17 protein-coding genes, 1 tRNA gene and 1 pseudogene are annotated in these 21071 nt (G+C 73.2%); 14 read left to right on the forward strand and 5 right to left on the reverse strand.

All coding sequences use genetic code 11. The annotated features are described in order from the left end of the window. Positions 1-122: 122 nt before the first annotated feature. Positions 123-899, forward strand: a complete 777-nt coding sequence (locus tag LPA54_RS23465; RefSeq protein ID WP_228981055.1) for an SGNH/GDSL hydrolase family protein — start codon at positions 123-125, stop codon at positions 897-899. Positions 900-1020: 121 nt separating this feature from the next. Here the strand turns inward: LPA54_RS23465 and LPA54_RS23470 are convergent, their stop codons facing one another. Beyond that, entirely contained in the window at positions 1021-1623 is a 603-nt protein-coding gene (locus LPA54_RS23470) for a TetR family transcriptional regulator C-terminal domain-containing protein (protein ID WP_228981057.1), read from the reverse strand. A 142-nt stretch (positions 1624-1765) separates the two neighbouring features. On the opposite strand from LPA54_RS23470, the gene LPA54_RS23475 reads away from it, so the two are divergent. After that, positions 1766-2956: an MBL fold metallo-hydrolase gene (locus LPA54_RS23475; protein ID WP_228981059.1), complete on the forward strand. Its 1191-nt coding sequence runs from the start codon at positions 1766-1768 to the stop codon at positions 2954-2956. A 300-nt stretch (positions 2957-3256) separates the two neighbouring features. On the opposite strand, the pseudogene LPA54_RS23480 reads toward LPA54_RS23475, so the two are convergent. Further along, positions 3257-3493, reverse strand: a pseudogene (locus LPA54_RS23480) (alpha-arabinofuranosidase); the annotation flags it as partial. A gap of 633 nt (positions 3494-4126) precedes the next feature. Here LPA54_RS23480 and LPA54_RS23485 point away from each other — a divergent pair. The 4 genes from LPA54_RS23485 to LPA54_RS23500 all read left to right on the forward strand — a co-directional run bounded on the left by LPA54_RS23485 (position 4127) and on the right by LPA54_RS23500 (position 9374). Further along, positions 4127-5773 (forward strand): ricin-type beta-trefoil lectin domain protein, encoded by a 1647-nt coding sequence (locus tag LPA54_RS23485; protein ID WP_228981061.1) that lies wholly within the window; start codon positions 4127-4129, stop codon positions 5771-5773. Positions 5774-5904: 131 nt separating this feature from the next. After that, the gene (locus LPA54_RS23490) at positions 5905-7011 is read left to right on the forward strand and encodes a ricin-type beta-trefoil lectin domain protein (protein WP_267487538.1); all 1107 of its coding nucleotides are present in this window, start codon (positions 5905-5907) and stop codon (positions 7009-7011) included. A gap of 341 nt (positions 7012-7352) precedes the next feature. Further along, on the forward strand, positions 7353-7859 hold the full coding sequence (locus tag LPA54_RS23495; protein WP_228981065.1) for a hypothetical protein: 507 nt from the start codon (positions 7353-7355) through the stop codon (positions 7857-7859). Positions 7860-7931: 72 nt separating this feature from the next. After that, positions 7932-9374 carry a flotillin family protein gene (locus LPA54_RS23500; protein ID WP_228981067.1) on the forward strand — a complete coding sequence of 481 codons (1443 nt, stop codon included), beginning with the start codon at positions 7932-7934 and terminating at the stop codon, positions 9372-9374. A gap of 265 nt (positions 9375-9639) precedes the next feature. Here LPA54_RS23500 and LPA54_RS23505 read toward each other — a convergent pair whose 3' ends face one another. Then, positions 9640-10701 (reverse strand): CdaR family transcriptional regulator, encoded by a 1062-nt coding sequence (locus LPA54_RS23505; protein WP_228981069.1) that lies wholly within the window; start codon positions 10699-10701, stop codon positions 9640-9642. Positions 10702-11070: 369 nt separating this feature from the next. Here LPA54_RS23505 and LPA54_RS23510 point away from each other — a divergent pair, with 369 nt between their 5' ends. From LPA54_RS23510 to LPA54_RS23530, 5 genes are read left to right on the forward strand one after another with little or no spacing between them, the layout of a single operon-like run. Further along, a complete protein-coding gene (locus tag LPA54_RS23510; RefSeq protein WP_228981071.1) occupies positions 11071-13068 on the forward strand; it encodes a sensor histidine kinase KdpD in 1998 nt (665 codons plus the stop codon). Positions 13069-13075: 7 nt separating this feature from the next. Continuing rightward, the gene (locus LPA54_RS23515) at positions 13076-13510 is read left to right on the forward strand and encodes a roadblock/LC7 domain-containing protein (RefSeq protein ID WP_228981074.1); all 435 of its coding nucleotides are present in this window, start codon (positions 13076-13078) and stop codon (positions 13508-13510) included. Between the two features lie 3 nt (positions 13511-13513). Next, complete coding sequence (locus tag LPA54_RS23520) at positions 13514-13885, forward strand: DUF742 domain-containing protein (protein WP_058942596.1); 372 nt, start codon at positions 13514-13516, stop codon at positions 13883-13885. Next, positions 13863-14489: an ATP/GTP-binding protein gene (locus LPA54_RS23525; RefSeq protein ID WP_228981076.1), complete on the forward strand. Its 627-nt coding sequence runs from the start codon at positions 13863-13865 to the stop codon at positions 14487-14489. The genes LPA54_RS23520 and LPA54_RS23525 overlap by 23 nt, the downstream gene beginning before the upstream one ends. Next, a complete protein-coding gene (locus LPA54_RS23530) occupies positions 14486-15055 on the forward strand; it encodes a GAF domain-containing protein (RefSeq protein ID WP_228981077.1) in 570 nt (189 codons plus the stop codon). Before LPA54_RS23525 ends, LPA54_RS23530 begins: the two co-directional genes overlap by 4 nt. Positions 15056-15203: 148 nt before the next feature. Here LPA54_RS23530 and LPA54_RS23535 read toward each other — a convergent pair whose 3' ends face one another. Beyond that, positions 15204-16400, reverse strand: coding sequence for an acyl-CoA dehydrogenase family protein (locus tag LPA54_RS23535; RefSeq protein WP_228981079.1), 1197 nt, complete (start codon positions 16398-16400; stop codon positions 15204-15206). Positions 16401-17241: 841 nt separating this feature from the next. Between LPA54_RS23535 and LPA54_RS23540 the strand changes: the two genes are divergently transcribed. The 3 genes from LPA54_RS23540 to LPA54_RS23550 all read left to right on the forward strand — a co-directional run bounded on the left by LPA54_RS23540 (position 17242) and on the right by LPA54_RS23550 (position 19798). Continuing rightward, on the forward strand, positions 17242-17613 hold the full coding sequence (locus LPA54_RS23540; protein ID WP_228981081.1) for an MmcQ/YjbR family DNA-binding protein: 372 nt from the start codon (positions 17242-17244) through the stop codon (positions 17611-17613). Positions 17614-17707: 94 nt separating this feature from the next. Next, positions 17708-17781, forward strand: a tRNA-Pro gene (locus tag LPA54_RS23545). A gap of 508 nt (positions 17782-18289) precedes the next feature. Then, positions 18290-19798, forward strand: coding sequence for a DUF4246 domain-containing protein (locus LPA54_RS23550; protein ID WP_228981083.1), 1509 nt, complete (start codon positions 18290-18292; stop codon positions 19796-19798). Between the two features lie 211 nt (positions 19799-20009). Here the strand turns inward: LPA54_RS23550 and LPA54_RS23555 are convergent, their stop codons facing one another. Next, on the reverse strand, positions 20010-20855 hold the full coding sequence (locus tag LPA54_RS23555) for a triacylglycerol lipase (protein WP_228981085.1): 846 nt from the start codon (positions 20853-20855) through the stop codon (positions 20010-20012). Between the last annotated feature and the right edge of the window lie 216 nt (positions 20856-21071).

The raw sequence follows: 21071 nt of genomic DNA on the forward strand, positions 1-21071 counted from the left end.
GCACCCCCGAGGGTGCCGGGCGGCGGCGCGGTGGCGGAGATCACGCCCCGTCAACCCCTCCTACGGTCGCGTAGGTCACACCCCGCGGTGGAGGATGTCGTGCCGTAACAGACGATTCGACGATGGGGGAGAACGACGTGATCGGGTCGTACACGGCGATCGGCGACAGCTTCACCGAGGGTGTCGGGGACCCCGGCCCCGACGGGCGCTTCGTCGGCTGGGCCGACCGCCTCGCCGTCCTGCTGGCCGACCGGATCCCCGAGGAAGGGCACTTCCGGTACGCCAACCTCGCCGTGCGCGGCAGGCTCCTCGACCAGATCGTGGCGGAGCAGGTCCCTCGGGCGAAGGCCCTCGCCCCCGACCTGGTGACCTTCTGCGCCGGCGGCAACGACATCATCCGCCCCGGCAGCGACCCGGACGACGTCGCCGAGCGCTTCGAGCGGGCCGTCGCCGAGCTGACCTCCGCCATCGGCACGGTCCTGGTGACCACCGGCTTCGACACGCGGGGCGTGCCGGTCCTGCGCCACCTCCGCGGCAAGGTCGCCACGTACAACGGCCACGTGCGGGCCATCGCCGACCGGTACGGCTGCCCCGTCCTCGACCTGTGGTCCCTGCGGACCGTCCAGGACCGCCGCGCCTGGGACCACGACCGCCTGCACCTGTCCCCCGAGGGCCACACGCGCGTGGCCCTGCGCGCCGCGCAGGTACTCGGCCTGGAGGTCCCCGCCGACCCCGACCAGCCGTGGCCGCCGCTCCCGCCGCGCGGCACGCTGGAGGTGCGGCGCGACGACATCCACTGGGCCCGCGAGTACCTGGTCCCGTGGATCGGCCGCCGCCTGCGCGGCGAGAGCTCCGGCGACCGCGTCTCCGCCAAGCGCCCGGACCTCCTGCCCCTGTAGCCGGGGCCCGCACGGGGCAGGCCGGCGCGGGGCGGGTACGCGGGCGCAGGCGCGGTCCACGGACCCGGCGGACGTGCTCGGGACGGGCGCCCGCCGGTCCGTGGGCCGCCCCCCGCCCGCGCTACACCGTCGCCGCGACGCCCAACTCGCGGTCGAGCGCCTCGTCCGCCCAGCGCAGCATCGTCCCGCGCGCCAGCGACCCCCGGTACACCGTCATCTGCACGGCGAGCCCGTCCAGCAGCGCCGTCAGGCGACGGGCCGCGCCCCCCGGGTCGGCGCAGCGGAACTCACCCGCCGCGGCCCCCTCGGCGAACACCTCCGCCAAGGCCGCCTTCCACTGCCGGTCCAGCCCCGTCGCGACCTCCCGCAACGCGGGCTCGCGCGGGGCGGCCGCCCACGCCTCGATCCACAGCCGCCACCCCTTCGCCTGCCCGCTCGGCACGTACCAGCGCACCGCCGCGCGCAGCCGCCGCGCCGCCGACGCCCGCCGCCCCAGGATCCGCCGCAGCTCCGCCAGGTCGCCTTCCGCCGCGTACGCGAACGCGGCCGCGACCAGCCGCTCCTTCGTCGAGAAGTGGTACAGCACCAGCGCCCCGCTCACGCCCAGCGCCGCCGCCACGTCCGCGACGCGCACCGCCGCGAGCCCCCGCCCCTCGATCTGCTCGACGGTCGCCCGCAGCAGTTCCTCACGCCGTTCGGCCGCGCCCAGCCGCACTCTCGTCACGTCACCCGCCCCGTCGTCCGCCCTCAGCGCCGGACAGTATCCCGGACAGCCGGCGGTACCCTCCCGTCCGCTTCTCCCCGTCCCCGGGTGCCCCTCGAACGGGCGGCCCATAATGGAAGCACCCGAGCCCCCTGGAGGTGCCGTGACCGGCGTCGATGCCCCCCGCCCGCTGCGCGCCCGGCTCCGCTCCCTGCGGCCGGCCGCCTTCGGCGCGGACGCCGCCGGCGAGCGACTGGAGCGCATCCGTCGCTCGCCGAACTTCGCCGACGGCGCCTTCCGCAACCCCGGCGGTGCCGCGCGCCACCGGCCGTCCGGCTCGGCGACCGAGTTCGCGAGGATCTACTTCCGCAAGGAGGAGCGCCTGCGCCGCGCCCCCGCCCGCCCGGTGCCCCTCCACCCGGACACCGCGACCGACCTCGCCGCGCCCCCGGCCACGGGCCTGCGCCTGACCTGGACCGGGCACTCCAGCGTCCTCGTCGAGATCGACGGGCTGCGGGTCCTGTTCGACCCGGTCTGGGGCGAGCGCTGCTCCCCCTTCGCCTTCGCCGGACCCCGGCGGCTGCACCCCGTCCCCGCCCCGCTCGCCGCGCTCGGCCCGGTCGACGTGGTCGTGATCTCCCACGACCACTACGACCACCTCGACCTGCCCACCGTCCGCGCCCTGGCCCGCGCGGACACCCTCTTCGCCGCCCCCCTCGGCGTCGGCGCCCACCTGGAGCGCTGGGGGGTACCCCCGACCCGTCTGCGCGAGCTGGACTGGAACGAGTCGACCCGGATCCGCGACGTACGCCTGACCGCCACCCCCGCCCGGCACTTCTGCGGCCGCGGACTGCGCAACCAGCAGCACACGCTCTGGGCGTCCTGGGCCGTCGAGGGCCCGGAGCACCGCGTCTACCACAGCGGCGACACCGGCTACTTCCCCGGCTTCCGCGACATCGGCGCCTCGCACGGCCCCTTCGACGCCACCATGATCCAGATCGGCGCGTACTCCGACTTCTGGCCCGACATCCACATGACCCCCGCGGAGGGCGTACGCGCCCACCTGGACCTCCAGGGCGGCGGCCCCGCCGGGGTGCTGCTCCCCATCCACTGGGGCACCTTCAACCTCGCCCCGCACGCCTGGGCGGAGCCGGCGGAGTGGACGAGGCATGAGGCCGAGGAGGCCGGCCAGGCGGTGGCGTTCCCCAGGCCCGGTGAGCCGTTCGAGGCTGCGGGGAAGCTGCCTGTGGAGCCGTGGTGGCGGGCTGTGTCGCATTCGATCACTCAGCCGTGGTGTCGGCCTCAGTCGGTCGAGGCTCCTGTCGAGGTCCCCAGCCGCGATCCGGCGGGGTGAACGGTGAGGCCGGGTGAGGCGGGCAGGGCCGTGGCCCTGCCGGCTCGGCTGGGGGTTGTTGAGCATGCCCCGTCGGACCGGCTGCTCGTGCCGCCGACAGGACACCGGCTGACGGTCGGTCAGCCGGCGGCAGAGCTCGCCTGAGACCGGCGCGAGTCCGGGAAGCGCTGGGGGTGACGGCCAGCCGCCCCGTGCGCAGAGCAACGGCTTGTCCGCCTCCGGGTCGGCTCTCCGTCACGGAACCGCTGGGAACGGCACCCGGCGCGTGCGAAGATCCCACTGGTTGATCACTGTGGGGGTCTCGGGGGCCCACGTGAGGCCCTGGACCGTGGTGGCCCCACGCAGCACGATCCGGTCGTACTCCGGGACCGTGGCGGTGAAGTAGTGGAAGCCGTCCGCGTGTTTGTGGAGGTGCGGGTGGGCCCGCTGCTCGGCGAGGGTGTTCGTGTACGTGACACCGGTTGTCGCGGGCACGGCGGCGTGGGCGGTACCGGCCGAGACGCCGGTGAAGGTGGCGGCGGCCGAGCCGGTGATCAGGCCGAGGGCCGTTCGACGGGGAAGCGCAGGTCTCACGGGAACTCCCTCCGCTGCCGGCATTTCGAACGCTGCTCGTAAGCGCCGCCGGAACATGGATCCTGCTCCTGCTCGGGTCAACGCCTCCGTCACGGAAGCCGGCCCGAGGTCTCGAAGACGGCGGGACGGAGGTTCCTGCGCTCGAGCCCGAGTCGGGTCGGATGTATTGACGCACCCTGTCTCACCCACCTAATGTCTGGCCGATCCAACGAACGTCGTTCGATATATCAAACAACTCGGCCGGTGCAACAGCGAGTTGGCTGCGGAGGCTGCCCGGCCGGCCACAGGGAGGGAGCGCCGCCTGGTACGACAACCACCGCCGGCGAACCGCCGGCCGTCCTGGCGCGCAGCGACCAGCCCCGCTCGGAACAGCCGACCGCCTCGACCGGACCATGACCGTCGACCCCTGCAAGTGCAGTTCCTCCACCAGGGCCACGACCCCAGCACACCGCGGGGCACCCCCTACCCGCGACTGCCGTACCGGCCGGGCCCGCTCACCCCGCAGCGCTGATCCGCGCCCACCTGATCACCGGCTCATGCCCCTCCCGATGCGGCCCGCGAAGCGGCTTCCGCGTCGCGGGCCAGGAAGGAATCCTCATGGTCCCCCTGCACCGACGATTACTGCGTCTCCTCTCGGCCGCCGCGCTGACGCTCACCGCCTGCGTCACCGCCTCCGCCCACACGCCCGCCGAGGCCGCGCCGGGCAGCCCGGCGCTCACCCCGCCGATGGGCTGGAACAGCTGGAACAGCTTCGGGTGCGGGATCACCGAGGCGCAGGTCCGCCAGGCCGCCGACGCGATGGTGTCCTCGGGCATGAAGGACGCGGGCTATCAGTACGTCGTCGTCGACGACTGCTGGTTCGACCCGCAGCGTGACGCGGCGGGCAACCTCCGGGCCAATCCGACCAAGTTCCCCAGCGGCATGAAGGCGCTCGGGGACTACATCCACGGCAAGGGCCTGAAGTTCGGTATCTACCAGGCACCCAACGAGCGCACCTGCGCGCAGGGCGTGGGCACCTACCCGGGTTCCACTGGCAGCAAGGGCCACGAGGCCCGGGACGCCGCAACCTTCGCCTCATGGGGCGTGGACTACCTCAAGTACGACTGGTGCTCCGGCAGCGGCACCCTCGGCGAACAGGTCGAACGTTTCACCATCATGCGCGACGCCCTGCGCGCCACGGGGCGGCCGATCGTCTACAGCATCAACTCCAACAGCTTCCACGCCCCCACCGGCGACAGGTACGACTGGGGTGAGGTCGCCGACCTGTGGCGGACGACCGAGGACCTGCTCGACATCTGGCAGAACGACAACACCAACAGCTACCCGATGGGTGTCGGCAACGTCCTGGACGTCACCGCGCCGCTCGCCGCTCAGTCGGGTCCGGGCCACTGGAACGACCCCGACATGCTGGTCGTCGGCCGTCCCGGCCTGTCACTGACCGAGTCCCGCTCGCACTTCGCCCTGTGGGCGCTCATGGCAGCCCCGCTCATGGCCGGCAACGACATCCGTACCATGTCCTCCGACGTGAGCGCGATCCTGCGCAACCCCCGCCTGGTGGCGGTGAACCAGGACCCGCTGGGCGCGGGCGGGCGCCGGGTCCGCGACGACGGCAGCACCGAGGTGTTCGCCAAGCCCCTGTCCGACGGCTCCGTCGCCGTGGGCCTGTTCAACCGGGGAGCCGGTACCACGACGGTCACCACCTCGGCCGCCCAAGTCGGCCTCTCCGGCGGGTCGTTCACCCTTGCGGACCTGTGGACCGGCGGCACGTCGAGCACCTCCGGGCAGATCTCGGCGAGCGTCCCGGCTCATGGTGTCGCCGTGTTCAGGGTGACCGGCGGCAGCCCGCTGGCCTCCACCACAGCCCGCCTGCGCGGTACCGGGTCAGGCCGCTGCCTGGACGTGGACCGGGCCTCCACCGCTGCCGGGACGCAGGCGCTGATCTGGGACTGCCACACCGCCGCCAACCAGCTGTGGACCACCTGGGCCGGCGGCGAGATCCGCGTCTACGGCGACAAGTGCCTGGACGCCTCCAACCGGGGCACCGCCAACGGCACGCCGGTCGTCATCTGGCCCTGCAACGGCCAGAGCAACCAGAAGTGGACCGGCCAAGCCGACGGATCGATCCGCAACGTCAACGCCGGGCTGTGCCTCGACGTCAACGGGGCCGCCACCGCCAACGGGACCCACGTCGTCCTGTGGACCTGTAACGGCCGGAACAACCAGAAGTGGACCACGCTCCCGTAACGCGCCGCCCCCGCTACCGCGCGGGGATGCTCCCGACCGGTCGAGGGCGATCCCGCGACAGCACGCCAAGCTGCGAGGGACTGCCCTCCTGCGCCGGAAGCGGCAATCACTCGCAAATGAGAGGGAACCCCATGAGAAAGCCCTGGATTCGCCCCCTGATCACGCTTGTCGCCGCCGCGCTCGGGGTGACAGCGGCAGGGGTGGCCCCTGCCTCCGCCGCCTCCCCCACGCCTTTGCGCGTCATGCCGTTGGGCGACTCGATAACCTGGGGCGTGGGAAGCAGTACGGGCAACGGCTACCGGGGGCAGCTGTGGGACAAGCTCGCGACGGACGGCCACCCGCTTGACTTCGTGGGCACGGGGCGGGCCGGCTCTATGTCCGACCCCGACAACGAAGGTCACTCCGGATACCTCATCGAGCAGATCGCCACCCTCACCGACGCCTCACTGACCCGTTACCGGCCCAACGTCGTGACGCTGCACATCGGCACCAACGACCTCGACAGATCCCACCAGGTCTCCACCGCCACCGCCCGGCTGAAGTCCCTGGTCGGCCGGATCACCGCCGCCGCCCCCGACGCCACCGTCCTCGTGGCCTCCCTGGTCGTGTCCACCAGCGGATCCGAGGAGCGGTACCGGGCCGCCTACAACCAGGCCATCCCCCGCATGGTGAGCGAGGCGCAGGCCGCTGGCAAGCGCGTCGCGTACGTCGACATGAGCGGCCTGACCACGGCCGACCTGGCCGACGCCCTGCACCCCAACGACTCGGGCTACCGGAAGATGGCCGACGCCTTCCACCGCGGCGTCCGGGCCGCCGACAGCGCCGGGTGGCTGAGGAACCCCGCCCCCGCCCCCGCACGCGTACAGTCCGGCATCGCCGGCAAGTGCCTGGACGTCGACGGCGCCGGCACCGCCGACGGGACCGCCGTCCAGACCTGGAGCTGCGGCGGCGGCGCCAACCAGTTGTGGTCCGCCTACACCGACGGCACCCTGCGCTCCATGGGCAAGTGCCTCGACGCCGCCGGCGTGGGCACCACCAACGGCACCAGGGTGCAGCTCCGGGCCTGCCACGGCGGCTCCAACCAGGTGTGGCAGCCCCACAACGGCGGCTACCGCAACCCCGCCTCCGGCCGCTGCCTCGACGTCCCGGGCTCCTCCACCGCCGACGGCACGCAGCTGCAACTGTGGGACTGCCACGGCGGCTCCAACCAGAGGTGGACGACCCTGACCGCCGGATGACCGCAGCTCCCGGGATCCGAACCCCCCTGCGGGCTCGGATCCCGGGAGCACTTCGGTGGCGGGTACCTCCGGAGACGGCACCGGCGTGGTCCGACACCGGACGCTGCCGCCTCGTACCGCAGGACCGTCCGAATGGCCCAGGCCGCGTGCCGCCGCGTGGGCCCCGCCTCCTCGAAGTGGACGACTCGCCCCGGAACGGTCCGGCGTCGGCCCGCGTGCGGCGTCGGCACCGAAAGGGCGCCGAGACTGCCGGGCGACGGCAGTGTGCGCGCACCTGCACGGATGAGACAATCCGATCACTTGGCAACAACAAGAACATCCGCAACCAGGGAGGTGCGCGCATGGGCCTTTTCCTCGGTCTCGGCATCGCGGGAATCGTGCTGCTCGTCGCGTCGCTGGCCCTGGACGGCGTGTTGGAAGGAATGTTCGGCGGGGCGCTGGACGGCCTCTTCGACGGCTGGCTCTCGCTGCCCGTCGTCGCCGGGTTCGTGTCGATGCTCGGCTTCTCCGGGGCGATCGTCCTCGGGGCCACCGCCATGGGGGCCGGGGCCGCCACGGCGGTCGGGGTCCTCGCCGGCTTCGGCGCCGCCTGGCTGACCTGGAAGCTGAGCCGCAGCCTCATGGACGACCGCGGCGCGGCTCCCCGCGAGGACGACCTCGTCGGCTCCGCCGGGTCCGTGGTCACCGCCATCCCGGCCGACGGCTACGGCGAGGTGCTGCTGCGACTCGCGGGCCAGCCCGTGAAGTTCGCCGCCAGATCGGCCGAGCCGGTCCAGCGGGGCACCGAGGTGTGGGTGGAGGCGGCGCTGTCCGCCGGCTCCGTCCGCGTACGACCCGTCGACCGCTGACGCCCCCGGGCCCTCTCCTTCCCACCCGTCCATCCGATCCGCCCTCCGCAAGGAGGTGAGGGGGAAACCACCATGAGTCCAGTCGTCACCGCAGTGGTGGGAGTCGTCGTACTCCTCGTCCTGCTGGGCCTCGTCGTCATCACCCGGTACAAGGTCGCCGGCCCCAGCGAGGCGTTCATCATCACCGGCCGCCGGGGCAAGAAGTCCACCGACCCCGACACGGGCCGGATCTTCACCGACAACAGCGGGCAGAAGGTCGTGGTCGGCGGCGGCGTCTTCGTCGTCCCGTTCGTGCAGCAGAAGTTCACCCTCGACCTGTCGTCGCGGCACATCCCCGTCGCCGTGCGCGGTGCCGTGACCCTGCGCGGCGTCAAGGCCAACCTCGAAGGCGTCGCGATCGTCAAGGTCGGAGGCACGGAGGACTCCATCCGGGCCGCCGCCCAGCGGTTCCTGATGCAGCAGGACGGCATCGTCGGCTTCACCCAGGAAGTGCTGTCGGGCGCGCTGCGCTCCATCGTCGGCCGCATGTCCGTGGAGGACATCATCCGCGACCGGGCCGCGTTCGCCGGGCAGGTCGCCGAGGAGGCGGAGGCCAGCCTCTCCGGCCAGGGACTGGTCCTCGACGCCTTCCAGATCCAGGACATCACCACCGAGGGCTCCTACCTGGAGGACCTCGGCCGGCCGGAGGCCGCCCGCGCCAAGCAGGAGGCCGACATCGCCGAGGCGGTCGCCCGCCGTGCCTCCGAGCAGGCCCGGCTGAAGGCCGAGGAGGAGATCGCGATCGCCCAGCGGACGTTCGCGCTCAAGCAGGCCGAGATCAAGGCCGAGACGGACGAGGCCGCCGCCAAGGCCGCGGCCGCCGGTCCGCTCGCCGAGGCCGACCGGCAGCAGGAGATCCTCAGCCAGCAGGAGAAGGTCGCCGAGCGGCAGGCCGCGCTGACCGACCGCCAGCTCGACACCCAGGTCCGCAAGCCCGCCGACGCCGCCCGCTACCAGGCGGAGCAGGAGGCCGAGGCCCGGCGCATCGCCCAGGTCAAGGAGGCCGAGGCGGACGCCCAGCGCTCCCGCCTCACCGGTGAGGGCGAGAAGGCGCACCGCGCCGCCCTCGCCGACGCCGTGCGCATCGAGGGTGAGGCGCAGGCCGCCGCGATCGCCGCCACGGGCGCCGCCGAGGCGGAGGCCATGCGGAAGAAGGCCGACGCCTTCGCCCAGTACGGCGACGCGGCCGTGCTCCAGATGCTCGTCGAGGTGCTGCCGCAGGTCGTCGCGAAGGCCGCCGAGCCGCTCAGCGCGATCGACAAGATGACCGTCATCTCCACCGACGGCGCCGGCAAGCTGCCCCGCGCGGTCGCCGACAACGTCGCCCAGGGGCTGGAACTCCTCGGCTCCACCACCGGCGTGGACCTCGCCCAGCTGCTGAAGGGCATCACCACGCGCGGCACGACCGCCCCGGCCGCCGCTCCGGCCGCGGACCCGGCCCCGTCCGCCAACGGCAGGATCGAGATCGCCGACTAGCACGGCGGGCCAGGGGGCCACGGCGGCCACGGGGGACGCGGCGCCCACGGGGAAACGGGGGAGCCGCGGCGGGCGCCGCGTGCGGGGCCGGCCGCCGACCGCGGTCCGCCCCCCGGGCGCTCGGGCGGCGGGCCCCGGCGACTCGTTCGCCGGGGGCCCGCCGCCTGCCCGGCGGACGTACGGCTCGCACGGTCCGCGCCGCCCGCCCCGGCGCCGCCCGCCCCGGCGCCCCCGTGGCCTCCGTCGCGACCGCGACGGCCCCGCGTCAGATCTCCTCGTCCGGCCAGCCCAGCAGACGCGCGCCGATCACGGCCGTCTGGAGCGTGTAGCGGTGGACGGGGTCCCCGGGATCCGCCCCCGTCAGCTGGTGGATGCGCTCCAGCCGGTACGTCATCGCCCGCACGCTCAGGGAGAGCCGCCGGGCGGCCTCGGCGGCCACGCAGCCGGTGTCGAAGTACGCCGTGAGGGTGTCGACCAGCGGCCCCGCGCCGCCGCGCGCCGCGCGCAGCGGGCCGAGCACCGTACGCACGAGGTCCGCCATCGCCTGCCGGTCACGCGTCAGCACCGGGTACACCAGCAGGTCGGCGGCGCGCAGCACCGGACCCTCCAGATGCATGCGCTCCGCCAGGACCAGCGCGTTGAGCGCCTCCTCGTACGAGTGGACGACGCCCCCCACGCCCGGGTGGGAGCGGCCGATGGCCACCCGCCCCCCGTCCGTCGCCGCGTACGCCTGCTTGGCGAAGAAGGTCAGGACGTCGTCCTGGTCCCCCGGCGCGATGCAGATGAGCCGGCCGTCCTTCGTGGTGAGCAGGATCCGGCGGTCCCCGAAGCGGCTCGCCAGGGACGACTCGACGCGGCGGGTCACGGCGAACCCGTCGTCGTACGGCTCCGGGCCCTCGGCGACGGCGACCGCGTGGGCGTGCGACAGCAGCAGCCCGAAACGCTCCGCCCGCTCCGCCACGTGCCCCAGGTCGCTGCGGCCGTGGAGCAGGTCGTCGATGAACTCCCGCCGCGCGGCCTCCTCCCGCCGGATCGCGAGCCGCTGCGCCCGCTCGTGCCCCTCCGCGAAGGCGTCCACCGCCTCCTCCACCGCCGCCAGCAAGTGGTCGGCGGCCGCACCGCGCAGACCGGCGCGGACCTCCTGCGCCGCGGCCAGGTGCGCCCGCACCAGCACGCGCAGCCCCACGCCCGCCTCGGCCGCCCGCTCTCCCTGCCCGCGCAGCGCCTCGCGCTCACCGCGGCTCAGCCGCCGGCCGGTGGCGCTGGCGGCCGTGAGGGTGGCGGCGTACCCCGCGAGGTACGTCCCGACTGTGTCCTGCTCCGTCATGCCCCCGCCGTTCCTCCGCGCCCATGAAGCCCTCGTGCCGGCGCGGTCGGACCAAGCCTGCCACGGGAGGCGCGCGAGGCGTCCACCGGAGCCCGGGCGGGTGGGCCGGCGCACGCGGGGCTCCGGGCGCGCCCCTGCCACCCGGTGGGCTTTCGCCCTCCCGTGCGACCCCTCATACCAGAGCGGGACGGCCGGCGGGCAAGTTTGACAACAGCCCACCACCCGAGAACGGTGGGCGACTACCGTGTGTGTCCGGTGATCAACGGTGGGCTCATCGGGTGGGGGGTTCGTCCACTCCCGCCCGATGCCGAACGCCCGTTTGATGCCGCACCATGCCGATTCCCTGGGACCCACGTACCAAGGACGCTGATGTCTCCACTTCGCGCACCCGCCGCGCGGCCCGACCGCCGTGAGGGCGGCGGGCGCCACGGCCGGTCAGGCGCCCGCCACCTGCCGGGCCCCGGCAGGCCGCACCCCGCGACGCCATCCCCGGAAGCCCGCATACGCCCGCACCTGCTGCGCGCCTCCGCCCTGCCGGCCGCCGTGGCCGCGCTCGGCGGCGCCGCCGCGGTCGTCCTCACCCTGCGCTGGACCGGCGCGCGGCCCTCCGGTGCGCTCTGGGCAGCGCTCGCCTGTTGCGCGGCCCTGACCCTGGCCGCCGTCGCCGTCGGCGCGCTCGCCGCCGACCGCGCGGCCCGCTCCGTGCTGGACCGCTGTCACACCCTGCGCCGCTCCACCGCCCGCGCCCAGAACGAGCTGCGCGTGGTCGTCGAGCAGCTGCGCCGGGGCGAGCGGCCCGCCGTGCGGCAGACCCCGCCGCCGGGTCCCGGAGGCGACGAGTTCGACCTGCTGGCCCACGAGCTCAGCCGCTCGCACGACGCCGCCGTCGCGGCCGTCGTCCAGGCGTCCCGGCTCTCCAGCAGCGTCGGCAACGAACAGAAGGTCGAGGTCTTCGTCAACCTCGCCCGACGGCTCCAGTCCCTCGTCCACCGCGAGATCCAGCTCCTCGACGAGCTGGAGAACGAGGTCGAGGACCCCGAGCTGCTCAAGGGCCTGTTCCACGTCGACCACCTCGCGACCCGCATCCGCCGCCACGCCGAGAACCTGGCCGTGCTCGGCGGCGCCATCTCCCGCCGCCAGTGGTCCAATCCGGTCACCATGACCGAGGTGCTGCGCTCCTCCATCGCCGAGGTCGAGCAGTACCCGCGGGTGAAGCTCGTCCCGCCCATCGACGGCACCCTGCGCGGCCACGCCGTCGCCGACGTCATCCACCTCCTCGCCGAACTGGTCGAGAACGCCACCCTGTTCTCCGCGCCGCACACCACGGTGCTGCTGCGCGCGCAGTACGTCACGGCCGGGCTGGCCGTCGAGGTCGAGGACCGCGGCCTCGGCATGCCGGTCGCCGAGCAGGAGAAGATGAACGCCCTCCTCGCCGACCCCGACCAGGTCAACGTCGCCCACCTCCTCCAGGACGGCCGCATCGGCCTGTACGTCGTCTCGGCGCTGGCACGCCGGCACGGCATCGCGGTACGCCTCCAGTCGAACATCTACGGCGGCGTGCAAGCCGTCCTCGTCGTCCCGCAGGGCCTCCTCGGCGCCGACCCGGACCACCCCCACCAAGAAGACCGGCAGCAGAGCGGTACGGCGTCCGGCGCGGCGCCCATGCCGGCGGCCCTGCCCCCGCAGGCCCTCCCGGGCCCGTCCGCCCCGTCGGGACCCGTACCCGACGCCCCGACCTGGCCCGTACCCGACGCCGTACCGGCACGGGGGCCGGCCGCCGCGCCGGGGCCGGGGGCGGGACCGGGGGGCGGCGTGCCCGGGTCTGCGCCCGCGGTCGCCGCGGCCACCGCCGCCGACCACCTGCCCCGCCAGCCCCGCCACGCCGCGGCGGCGCCCGCCTCCGACCGGCTGACGGCCCCCCTCCCGGTACGCGGGCGCCCCACCGGACCCGCGCCCGCCGGCGCCGGACCCGCGCCCACCGCGCCCGCCTCCGCCGGGGCTCCGCCCGTACCGCCCGTACCGTCGGGGCGGTCCGGTCCGCCCGGGCCGCGCGCCTCGCTCGACGACCGGCACGCCGCCCCGGCCGCCCCGGTGCCGCCGTCCCCGCCGCAGCAGGCGGCGGAGGACGACGCCGCGCGCGACCTCGAAGGGCGTCCCCGGCTCCCCAAGCGCCGCGCCCAGGAGCACCTCGTCCCGCAGTTGCGCGACGAGCCCGTCCGGCGGCGCCACGACGAACCCGTCCTGCACGACCCGGGACTCATGGCGGCGTTCCAGCGCGGCATCGGGCTCGCCGAATCCATGCCGCCGTCCTCCGCCTACGCGGGCACCACCGAACCGCAGCGACACGACGAAGCCCACAAGGAGTAGATGCACCATGGCGAGCGATGCGCCGACCGGCCATTCCTCGGATCTCGACTGGCTGCTGAGCGGCCTGGTCCAACGGGTGCCGTACACCCGCAGCGCGGTTCTCCTCTCCTCCGACGGCCTGGTCAAATCGGTCCACGGCCTCGACCCGGACAGCGCCGACCACCTGGCGGCCCTGGCCTCCGGGCTCTACTCGCTCGGACGCAGCGCCGGGGCGCGGTTCGGCGACAACGGCGAGGTCCGCCAGGTCGTCGTCGAACTCGAGACCACCCTGCTGTTCGTCACCACCGCCGGCTCCGGCACCTGCCTCGCCGTCATCGCCGGCCGCGAGACGGACGCCGCCGTCCTCGGGTACGAGATGACGATGCTGGTGAAGAGCGTGCGCCCCTACCTGGTCACACCCGCCAGGCAGACCGCCGCCGCGCCGGGCCCGCGGGGGCGCTGAGGCGTGCCGTCCCGACAGGACGGGCCGTGGCTCGACGACGCGGCCGGCCGCCTCATCCGCCCCTACACGGTGAGCGGCGGCCGCACCCGCCCCACGGCCGCACTCGATCTGCTGTCCCAGGTCATGGCCACGGGCGCGGCGCCGCCCGCGCCCCTGGGACCCGAGCACTCCGTCGCCCTCGGCCTGTGCGACGGACCGACCTCCGTGGCCGAGGTCGCCGCGCACTTACGCCTGCCCGCGGTGGTCACCAAGGTGCTGCTCTCGGACCTCGTGGACTGCGGAGCGCTGACCGCCCGGGCACCCCGGTACGACCACCACACCACCGACCGATCCCTGCTGGAGGCAGTGCTCGATGGCCTACGACGACGGCTCTGAACGCCGGGCCGAGGACGAGGACGTCTTCCCGACCGCCCTGAAGATCCTCGTCGCGGGCGGCTTCGGCGTGGGCAAGACGACCTTCGTCGGCGCCGTGAGCGAGATCGAACCGCTCAGCACGGAGGAGGTGCTCACCCAGGTCAGCGCCGCCACCGACAGCCTGGAGGGGATCGAGTCCAAGACCACCACCACGGTGGCGATGGACTTCGGGCGGATCAGCCTCGACCGGCGGCACGTGCTGTACCTGTTCGGCACCCCCGGACAGGAGCGCTTCTGGTTCATGTGGGACGAGCTCTCCGAGGGGGCGCTCGGGGCGGTCGTCCTCGCCGACACACGGCGGCTCCAGGACTCGTTCTCGGCCGTCGACTTCTTCGAGCGGCGCGGCATCCGGTTCGTGGTGGCCGTCAACGAGTTCGACGGCTCCTACCGCTATGAACCGGAGGAGGTCCGGAGCGCCATCGACCTCAGACCGGAGGTGCCGGTCGTGCTCTGCGACGCCCGGATCGCCGGCTCCGGGATCCAGACCCTGGTCACCCTGGTCCAGCACCTGCTGGCCACCCATCCGGCCCCCGCGCCGGCGCCGAGCTACGGAGCACCCACATGACCTACGACCCGACCGGACACCTGCTGCTGACCCCCGTCGACCAGGAGGCGCCGGCGCGCGTACGGCGGCTGCGCCAACTGGGCCTCGGAGAGCGGCCGGAGCCCGCCTTCGACGCCTTCGCCGACCGGCTCGCCGAGGTCACCGGCGCGCCCTACTCGATGGTCAACTTCATCGACGAGAACCGGCAGTTCTTCGCCGGGCTGCACACCCCGACCGGTCTGCACTCCGGAGCGGACCTCGGTGCCGCCGCGTCCTCCGGCGCCGTGAGCCGTTACATGGACCGCGACCACGGCTACTGCCCGCACGTCGTCGTCCGCCGCAAGGCGCTCGTCCTGGAGGACGTCTGCGACTACCCGCGCTTCGCCGGGAACCCGGTGGTCGACGAGATCGGCATCCGCTCGTACCTGGGCGCGCCGCTCATCGACCGGACGGGCACGGCCCTCGGCACGATCTGCGTGGTCGACACCGAGCCCCGGCCGTGGGGGCGGGCCGGCCTGGAGACGATCAAGTCGCTCGCCGCGGAGCTGGTGGAGCAGATCCACCGCCGCGAGGAGGGCCGCCTCTGACGGGGCGCGCGGCGCCGGGTGCGGCCCGGTCGACGGCGGGGCGCGTCCCCCCGGGGAGTGTGCGGCTCCCCGGGGGGACGCCGCGCGTTCCGGACCCGACCCGACCCGACCCGACCCGACCCGACCCACTCCACCCGACCCGGTACGGTCACGCCACCGGTGCCATGCGCACCGCGTCCGCGAGCCGCTCCGACCACTGGCCCTTGCCCGCCCCCAGGGCCACCTCCGCCAGGCGCAGCAACTGGACGTCCGAGGTGCCGGCGGGCGCGAAGATGTGGTGGGCGTCCCGCAGGTAGCGCTCGACCGGGCGGTCGGTGAACAGGCCGGCCGCCGCGTGGATCTCCATGGCGTTGCGCGCCGAGTCCAGCGTGGACTCGACGTTGACGAGCTTGGCGTTCATCAGCTCCGCGTCGCAGGGCAGGCCCCGGTCGAGCAGGTGCACGGCGTGGTAGGCCGCGAGCCGCGCCGTCATCAGCCGCGACTGAATCTGCCCGAGCTTGAGCTTCACCGACGGCAGCGCGTGCAGCGGTTCACCGTAGCGGTGCCGCTCCTCGCAGAAGCGGGCCGTGTCGTCCAGGATCGCCTGGTGGATACCGAGGGCGACGGCGGTCAGGTTGGCCCGCCCGTACAGCACACTGGAGGAGTACGCGACGGCCAGACCGTCCCCCTCGGCGCCGAGCCGGTTGGCGACCGGGACGCGGCAGTCCTCCAGGGTCAGTTCGCCGAACCCGAAGCCGTGGAGGCCCATCGTCGGTTTCTCGTCACCGACCCGCAGACCGGGCCGGTCGGCCTCCACGAGGAACGCGGTCAGCCCTTTGGAACCGGGTCCGGTTCGGAGGACAATGCCGTGGAGGTCACCCACATGGCTGTTTCCGACATACACCTTTCGGCCGTTCAGGACGTACTCGTCACCGTCGCGGACCGCGGTGGCCGACATGCCGAGGACATGGCCGCCCGATTCCGGCTCGGTGACGGCGATGGTCGGGAGGCACTCGCCGGCCGCGATCGGCGGCAGCCACGTCTTGCGCTGCTCGTCGTTCCCGAAGTGCAGGATCTTCGCCACGCCCAGCTGTGACGCCTGCACCATGGCGCCCATGGCCGCGCTGACCCGGGACAGCTCCTCGATGATGATCGTCTTGCCGAGGTGGCCCACGCCCATCCCGCCGAGGTCCCGGCCGATCGTCGCGCCGATCCACCCCTGGCGGGCTATGGCCCTGGACAGGTCGTGGTGGACGGAACGGGTCGCCTCCATGGCGGGAACACGCGGTTTGACCTCGGTCTCCGCGAAGCTCCTCACCTGCTGCCTGAGTTGGTGGTGCAGCTGACCGGCGAAATAGCCGTCCATGCGAGCCCTCCTCTGCGGAACGCCTTGTGGCGTGGGTGTTCGAGCAGGTGGTGCAGCGGCAGTGATCACGTCCGGAGAGGGGTGACACCTCATGGTGTTGATCTCCCGGGCGCGGTTCAACATGGTCCTGAACAATGGCTGAAAGCAAAGCTGTTGGCGTTTGATTAACACTCTGCGGTGCGTGGTACGCCTCAGACCAGTCCTCTTCGAAGGGCATTCCCCTCGTGCATCTCTCTGCCACATGCCAAGGGCAAAGGTTTCGGGTACGGAGTCGGCCGCCGGGGGGAAGGCTGCACCATTCGCCACCCCCGTCTCGGCACTTTCCGGCGCTGGGACCGGTTGGGCCCTGATCCCGACCGAATCCGGCGGGATCGCGTTCTTGCGTGAACGGCGCGGACACGAATCGGACAAAGAGCCTTCGGGCGATACGCCCCCACCCGACCGACCCGGCGGTGCCCCGCCCCTCAGGCTCGCCCCCGTACCCCGCAGAAACCGCTGGTCACAGCCATCCCGGGAGCTCCCCGCCCGCGGCCACGGCTCCTGTTCCGCCGCCCACCCCCTTACTCACGCGGTCGCCGCCCTCCCGGCACCCTCTCCCTCTCCCGAGGCCGCCGACGACCCGCCCCCACGGCCCCGCCGCCCGCGAAACCCGCCCGGCGGCCACTCGGCGGCCACCGCTCGCAACCCTCCTGCCGTCCCCTGCTGGGGAGGGGTGGCGCCCGGGAGCGCCCCGGGGCGCGAACGGCGCCCGCCGATCCCGTGAACGCACCTTCGCGCAGTCCACGCCGGGAACCGACGGCGCGATCCGGCCGCATCGCCCTCGTTGTCCTACGGTCGGCACATGGTCACCGCAGACGACGTACGCAGGGTCGCCCTCTCGCTGCCCGGAGCCGTGGAGGGCCTCTCCTGGGGCATGCCGACCTTCCGCGCCGGCGCCACCGGGCGGATCTTCGCCGCCCTGGAGGGCGACGACCAGGTGATGGGCGTGAAGTGCCCGAAGGAGGACCGCGCGGAGCTGATCGCCGCCGAGCCGGACAAGTTCTTCCTCCGCCACGGCCACGACGAGCCGTACGCCTGGCTCCGGGTCCGCCTCGCCGCGCTCGACGACGAGACGGAGCTGCGCGCCGTCCTGACCGACTCCTGGCGCCAGGCCGCCCCCGCCCGCCTCCGCGCGGCCCACCCGGAACTCGACCCGCCCGCCGCCGACGCCTGACACGGCCCGCCGAAGTGGTTAGTGATCACCGGTCGTAGTGCGGTATTGTTCTGGTGCACGCCGATCCGGGGGAAACCCCAGGTCAGACGGGCATCGGGACGTGGCGCAGCTTGGTAGCGCACTTGACTGGGGGTCAAGGGGTCGCAGGTTCAAATCCTGTCGTCCCGACTCGTATGAGTCGCAGGTCAGAGGCCGTATCGGAGGATTTCGAGACGGCCTCTCGATCGTTTTGGGGCCCTGTGCGGACCAGCGCGGGTCCGCCCTCGCCATGGGGCGGGCCGCTCCGACCGCGGGCCTGCTCACGCCCGGCGACGCCGTCACGCTCCGCGTGCCCGCCGCGGTGGGCGGCCCTCGTGCTCGCGGCGGGCGTCGGCAGCGGGCCGCTCACCCGACTCGTACCGCACCGGGCAGCCCCGACGGCGCCGCCGAGCGCCGGCCACGGCGCGAGCTGAGCGCGCGCCGCGAAGACCGGGCAGGCCCCTCCCCGCGCCCCCGCCCGGACGACCGCTCCCACCACCACCGAACGGCAGGGGCACCTGAGGGAACCCGCGCCCATCACCGCACCCCGGGGCGGCGGCGGGCGACGCGGCATCAGCGGACAGGGAGCACGGCTGCGGTGTCAGTCGGCTGGGCTATCCTTCCCGCCACCGCACACCGACTGTAGGGAACACGAGAATTGACCGCCCTGTCCGCCTTCCCGCTGCCCTTTCACGCGTCCCGCTCCATAGCGTTCGCGAGACCCCGAACGCTGCGGGAACTGCAGATGACGCAGTGCAGCGCGCACATTCGCGCGAAGCCGGGGTGGTTCGACAAGATGAACGACGCCGACATCGTCGCCAGGTGGACGCGGGAAGCGGTCGCCCAGGGCCTCACCGAAGCCCAGGTTCGCTACGTCCTCGCCGAACTCGTGCACTACGCCGCCCTGCGGGACGGACGGACCGGCGTCGAGGTGTCCGCCGTCGACGGGGTGTGGCAGTCCGACGCACTGGTGGACGACCGGCTCGCATCCCGGCTGCGCGACGCGGTGCGGGTGCTGGAACAGGTCCCCGAAGCGGAGCGGGACTGGCATCCCGGATCCGACGGGCAGGTGCTGGACCTGGTGCATCCCTCACTGTTCTGCCTGGTGAGGGACGTGAGCGGCGCGCCCGAGCGGGCTTGGCGGAACCCGACGGACCAGTACTCGAAGTACGAGTTCTCGGAGAGGTTCCAGTGGCTGCCCACGGACGTCGACGTCAGTGACGACGGCGACGTCACCTTCCGTTCGTACGTCAACAATGTCCACCCCGAGGCCCACCGGGAACTGGCCGCCGTCCTGCCGGACCTGTTCGCGCGGATGCGCCCGCTGCTGGAGAACGTGCTCACCGATCTGCGCCATCCGCGGCCGCTGCGGATCGAGGCCGATCCGTACGGGTGGTACGACTCGGCACCGGCGTACCCCGACAAGTCCTCCTACAGTGATGCGGAGGCCCACGCGGAGGCCGTCCGGGCGTGGGAAGCGGCCCAGGACGACTGGTGGGAGAACCGCATCCCGCTCATTCCTGACGCCCCGGTCTTCACCCCGCCCGAGACGCCCGACGAATCCGCCCGGGTCGACCTGCGCGGCCGCCGCCTCCAGGTGATCGTCAAGCTCGCCACCGTTCACCTCACCCCGGACAAGCCCGAGTACCCGGGCGGTTCCTGGCACGTCGAGGGAATGCTGAACGAGCGGATCGTCTCGACCGGCATCTACTACTGGGACAGCGAGAACATCACCGAAAGCCGCCTGGGGTTCCGGGCGGCACTCGACGACCCGGACTACGAACAGAACGACGACAACGGTCTGCGCGAGGTCTACGGCCTGGAGAACGAGGACGCGCTGAACCAGGTGCTGGGATCGGTGTCGACGCCGGCGGGCCGCTGCCTGGCGTTCCCGAACGTCCTGCAACACCGCGTCGGCTCGTTCCGCCTCGTGGACCCCACCCGCCCGGGACACCGCAAGATCCTCGCGTTCTTCCTGGTCGACCCGTCGGAGAGGATCGTCTCGACGTCGGACGTGCCACCGCAGCAACCGTGGTCCGAGACCTGCACCATGACGCTTGAGCAGGCGAAGGACTACCGCGAACAGCTCATGCGGGAACGCAAGTTCTTCGTCGACGAACACAACGAACAGCTCTACGAGCGGGAGTTCTCCCTCTGCGAGCACTGAGCCTCGTCTGACGGTGCGGGCCGGACGCGGCCGGCGGGGCATCCGGCCCGCCGGCGCAGTCGGCGGTTCCCGGATGCGCGGACGGCGCCCCCTCCGACGGGCCGGCCCCTGCACGTCCACCCCGCAGCCGACCGCGCCGGGCGCCGCGGTGCGCGGCGCCCGGCGCGGCGGTGAGTGCCCTCACCTGGCCGGCGAGGCGAGGGCGAGGGGGTCAGTCCCCTTCGTGCGCGATGATGAACGACCGCATCTTCGCCAGCGCCGTGGCGTTGGAGACGATGCTGAAGTGGCTGGGCGCCATGGGGCCGCTCATCAGGTAGTTCTCGTCCGCGCCGGCCAGCTTCGCGGTGTCGGTCGGTACGGCGTTGAAGTCGCCCGTCGACCTGAGGGTCAGATAGTCGACCCTGTCGTCGAACGGGACCTCCGTCGGCGAGTTGAGCGCCCTGAGGAAGGGCGTGTTCGGTGAGGCGAACTGTTGGCAGGCCACGTAGAACTGGCAGTGGTTGAACGTGGTGCCGTGCTGGGGCCCGGCGAAGGCGATGTACTGGGAGACCTTGTCGGCGCCGTCCAGGTTCTTGATGTAGTACCGGGCGGCCAGCGTGGAGGCGGACCAGGTGGCGAGGACCACCTTGTCGGCGCCGGTCTGGCCGCGCACCTGGTCGACCTTGGCCGACAGCTCCTGCGCGGCCTTGCCCAGGTCCTGCGTCATCGAGCTGCTGTCGGTCCAGGTGAAGAGCCGGTTCGCCGGCCAGCCGTTGGCCTGGAGGTTCGCCTTCATCGTGTCCATGGCCGCCGGCCTGCCCGTCATGCCCGGCACCATGATCACGGGGTCGTGACCGGCAGCGGCGGCAGGGGCGGGGGCGGCGGGGGCGGTCCTCGGGGACGCGGCGTTGGACGTCTGGGAGGCCAGGCCCAGCAGGCCGGCGGCCAGGACGGTGGCGAGCGTGGCGCTCAGCAGCCGTCGGGCACGGGCCGGTCGGCGGCCCGCGGTGGTCGCCGTCGTCCCGTGGGACGACGGCGACGCGGGTATGGGGGACGTGGGTGAGGACGTGAAGCGCATGGGAGTGCCTCCTTGCCCGTCGTGCGGCGGACCGGGCGCACACTGCGGATCGCGGCCCGGCAGGTGCCGACGGGGTTGTGGGGTACGAACGCACAGCACGCTAGAAGCGCGTCGGGAGGCGCCCGGATGGGAACGGCGCACACAGTTCCACCCGTTGTGTGGTCACCGCGCCCATTACCCGTCCTGAGGCTCAGCGCGGCGGCACCCGCGGATCGG

Source organism: Streptomyces sp. DH12, assembly GCF_020873895.1.
In the GTDB taxonomy this organism is placed as follows: Bacteria; Actinomycetota; Actinomycetes; order Streptomycetales; family Streptomycetaceae; genus Streptomyces.

Coding starts and splice junctions, on each gene's coding strand:
- LPA54_RS23510 (WP_228981071.1), top strand. CDS start 11,071: ATGTCTCCACTTCGCGCACCCGCCGCGCGGCCCGACCGCCGTGAGGGC.
- LPA54_RS23465 (WP_228981055.1), top strand. CDS start 123: ATGGGGGAGAACGACGTGATCGGGTCGTACACGGCGATCGGCGACAGC.
- LPA54_RS23525 (WP_228981076.1), top strand. CDS start 13,863: ATGGCCTACGACGACGGCTCTGAACGCCGGGCCGAGGACGAGGACGTC.
- LPA54_RS23540 (WP_228981081.1), top strand. CDS start 17,242: ATGGTCACCGCAGACGACGTACGCAGGGTCGCCCTCTCGCTGCCCGGA.
- LPA54_RS23490 (WP_267487538.1), top strand. CDS start 5,905: ATGAGAAAGCCCTGGATTCGCCCCCTGATCACGCTTGTCGCCGCCGCG.
- LPA54_RS23555 (WP_228981085.1), bottom strand. CDS start 20,855: ATGCGCTTCACGTCCTCACCCACGTCCCCCATACCCGCGTCGCCGTCG.
- LPA54_RS23530 (WP_228981077.1), top strand. CDS start 14,486: ATGACCTACGACCCGACCGGACACCTGCTGCTGACCCCCGTCGACCAG.
- LPA54_RS23500 (WP_228981067.1), top strand. CDS start 7,932: ATGAGTCCAGTCGTCACCGCAGTGGTGGGAGTCGTCGTACTCCTCGTC.
- LPA54_RS23515 (WP_228981074.1), top strand. CDS start 13,076: ATGGCGAGCGATGCGCCGACCGGCCATTCCTCGGATCTCGACTGGCTG.
- LPA54_RS23535 (WP_228981079.1), bottom strand. CDS start 16,400: ATGGACGGCTATTTCGCCGGTCAGCTGCACCACCAACTCAGGCAGCAG.
- LPA54_RS23505 (WP_228981069.1), bottom strand. CDS start 10,701: ATGACGGAGCAGGACACAGTCGGGACGTACCTCGCGGGGTACGCCGCC.
- LPA54_RS23495 (WP_228981065.1), top strand. CDS start 7,353: ATGGGCCTTTTCCTCGGTCTCGGCATCGCGGGAATCGTGCTGCTCGTC.
- LPA54_RS23485 (WP_228981061.1), top strand. CDS start 4,127: ATGGTCCCCCTGCACCGACGATTACTGCGTCTCCTCTCGGCCGCCGCG.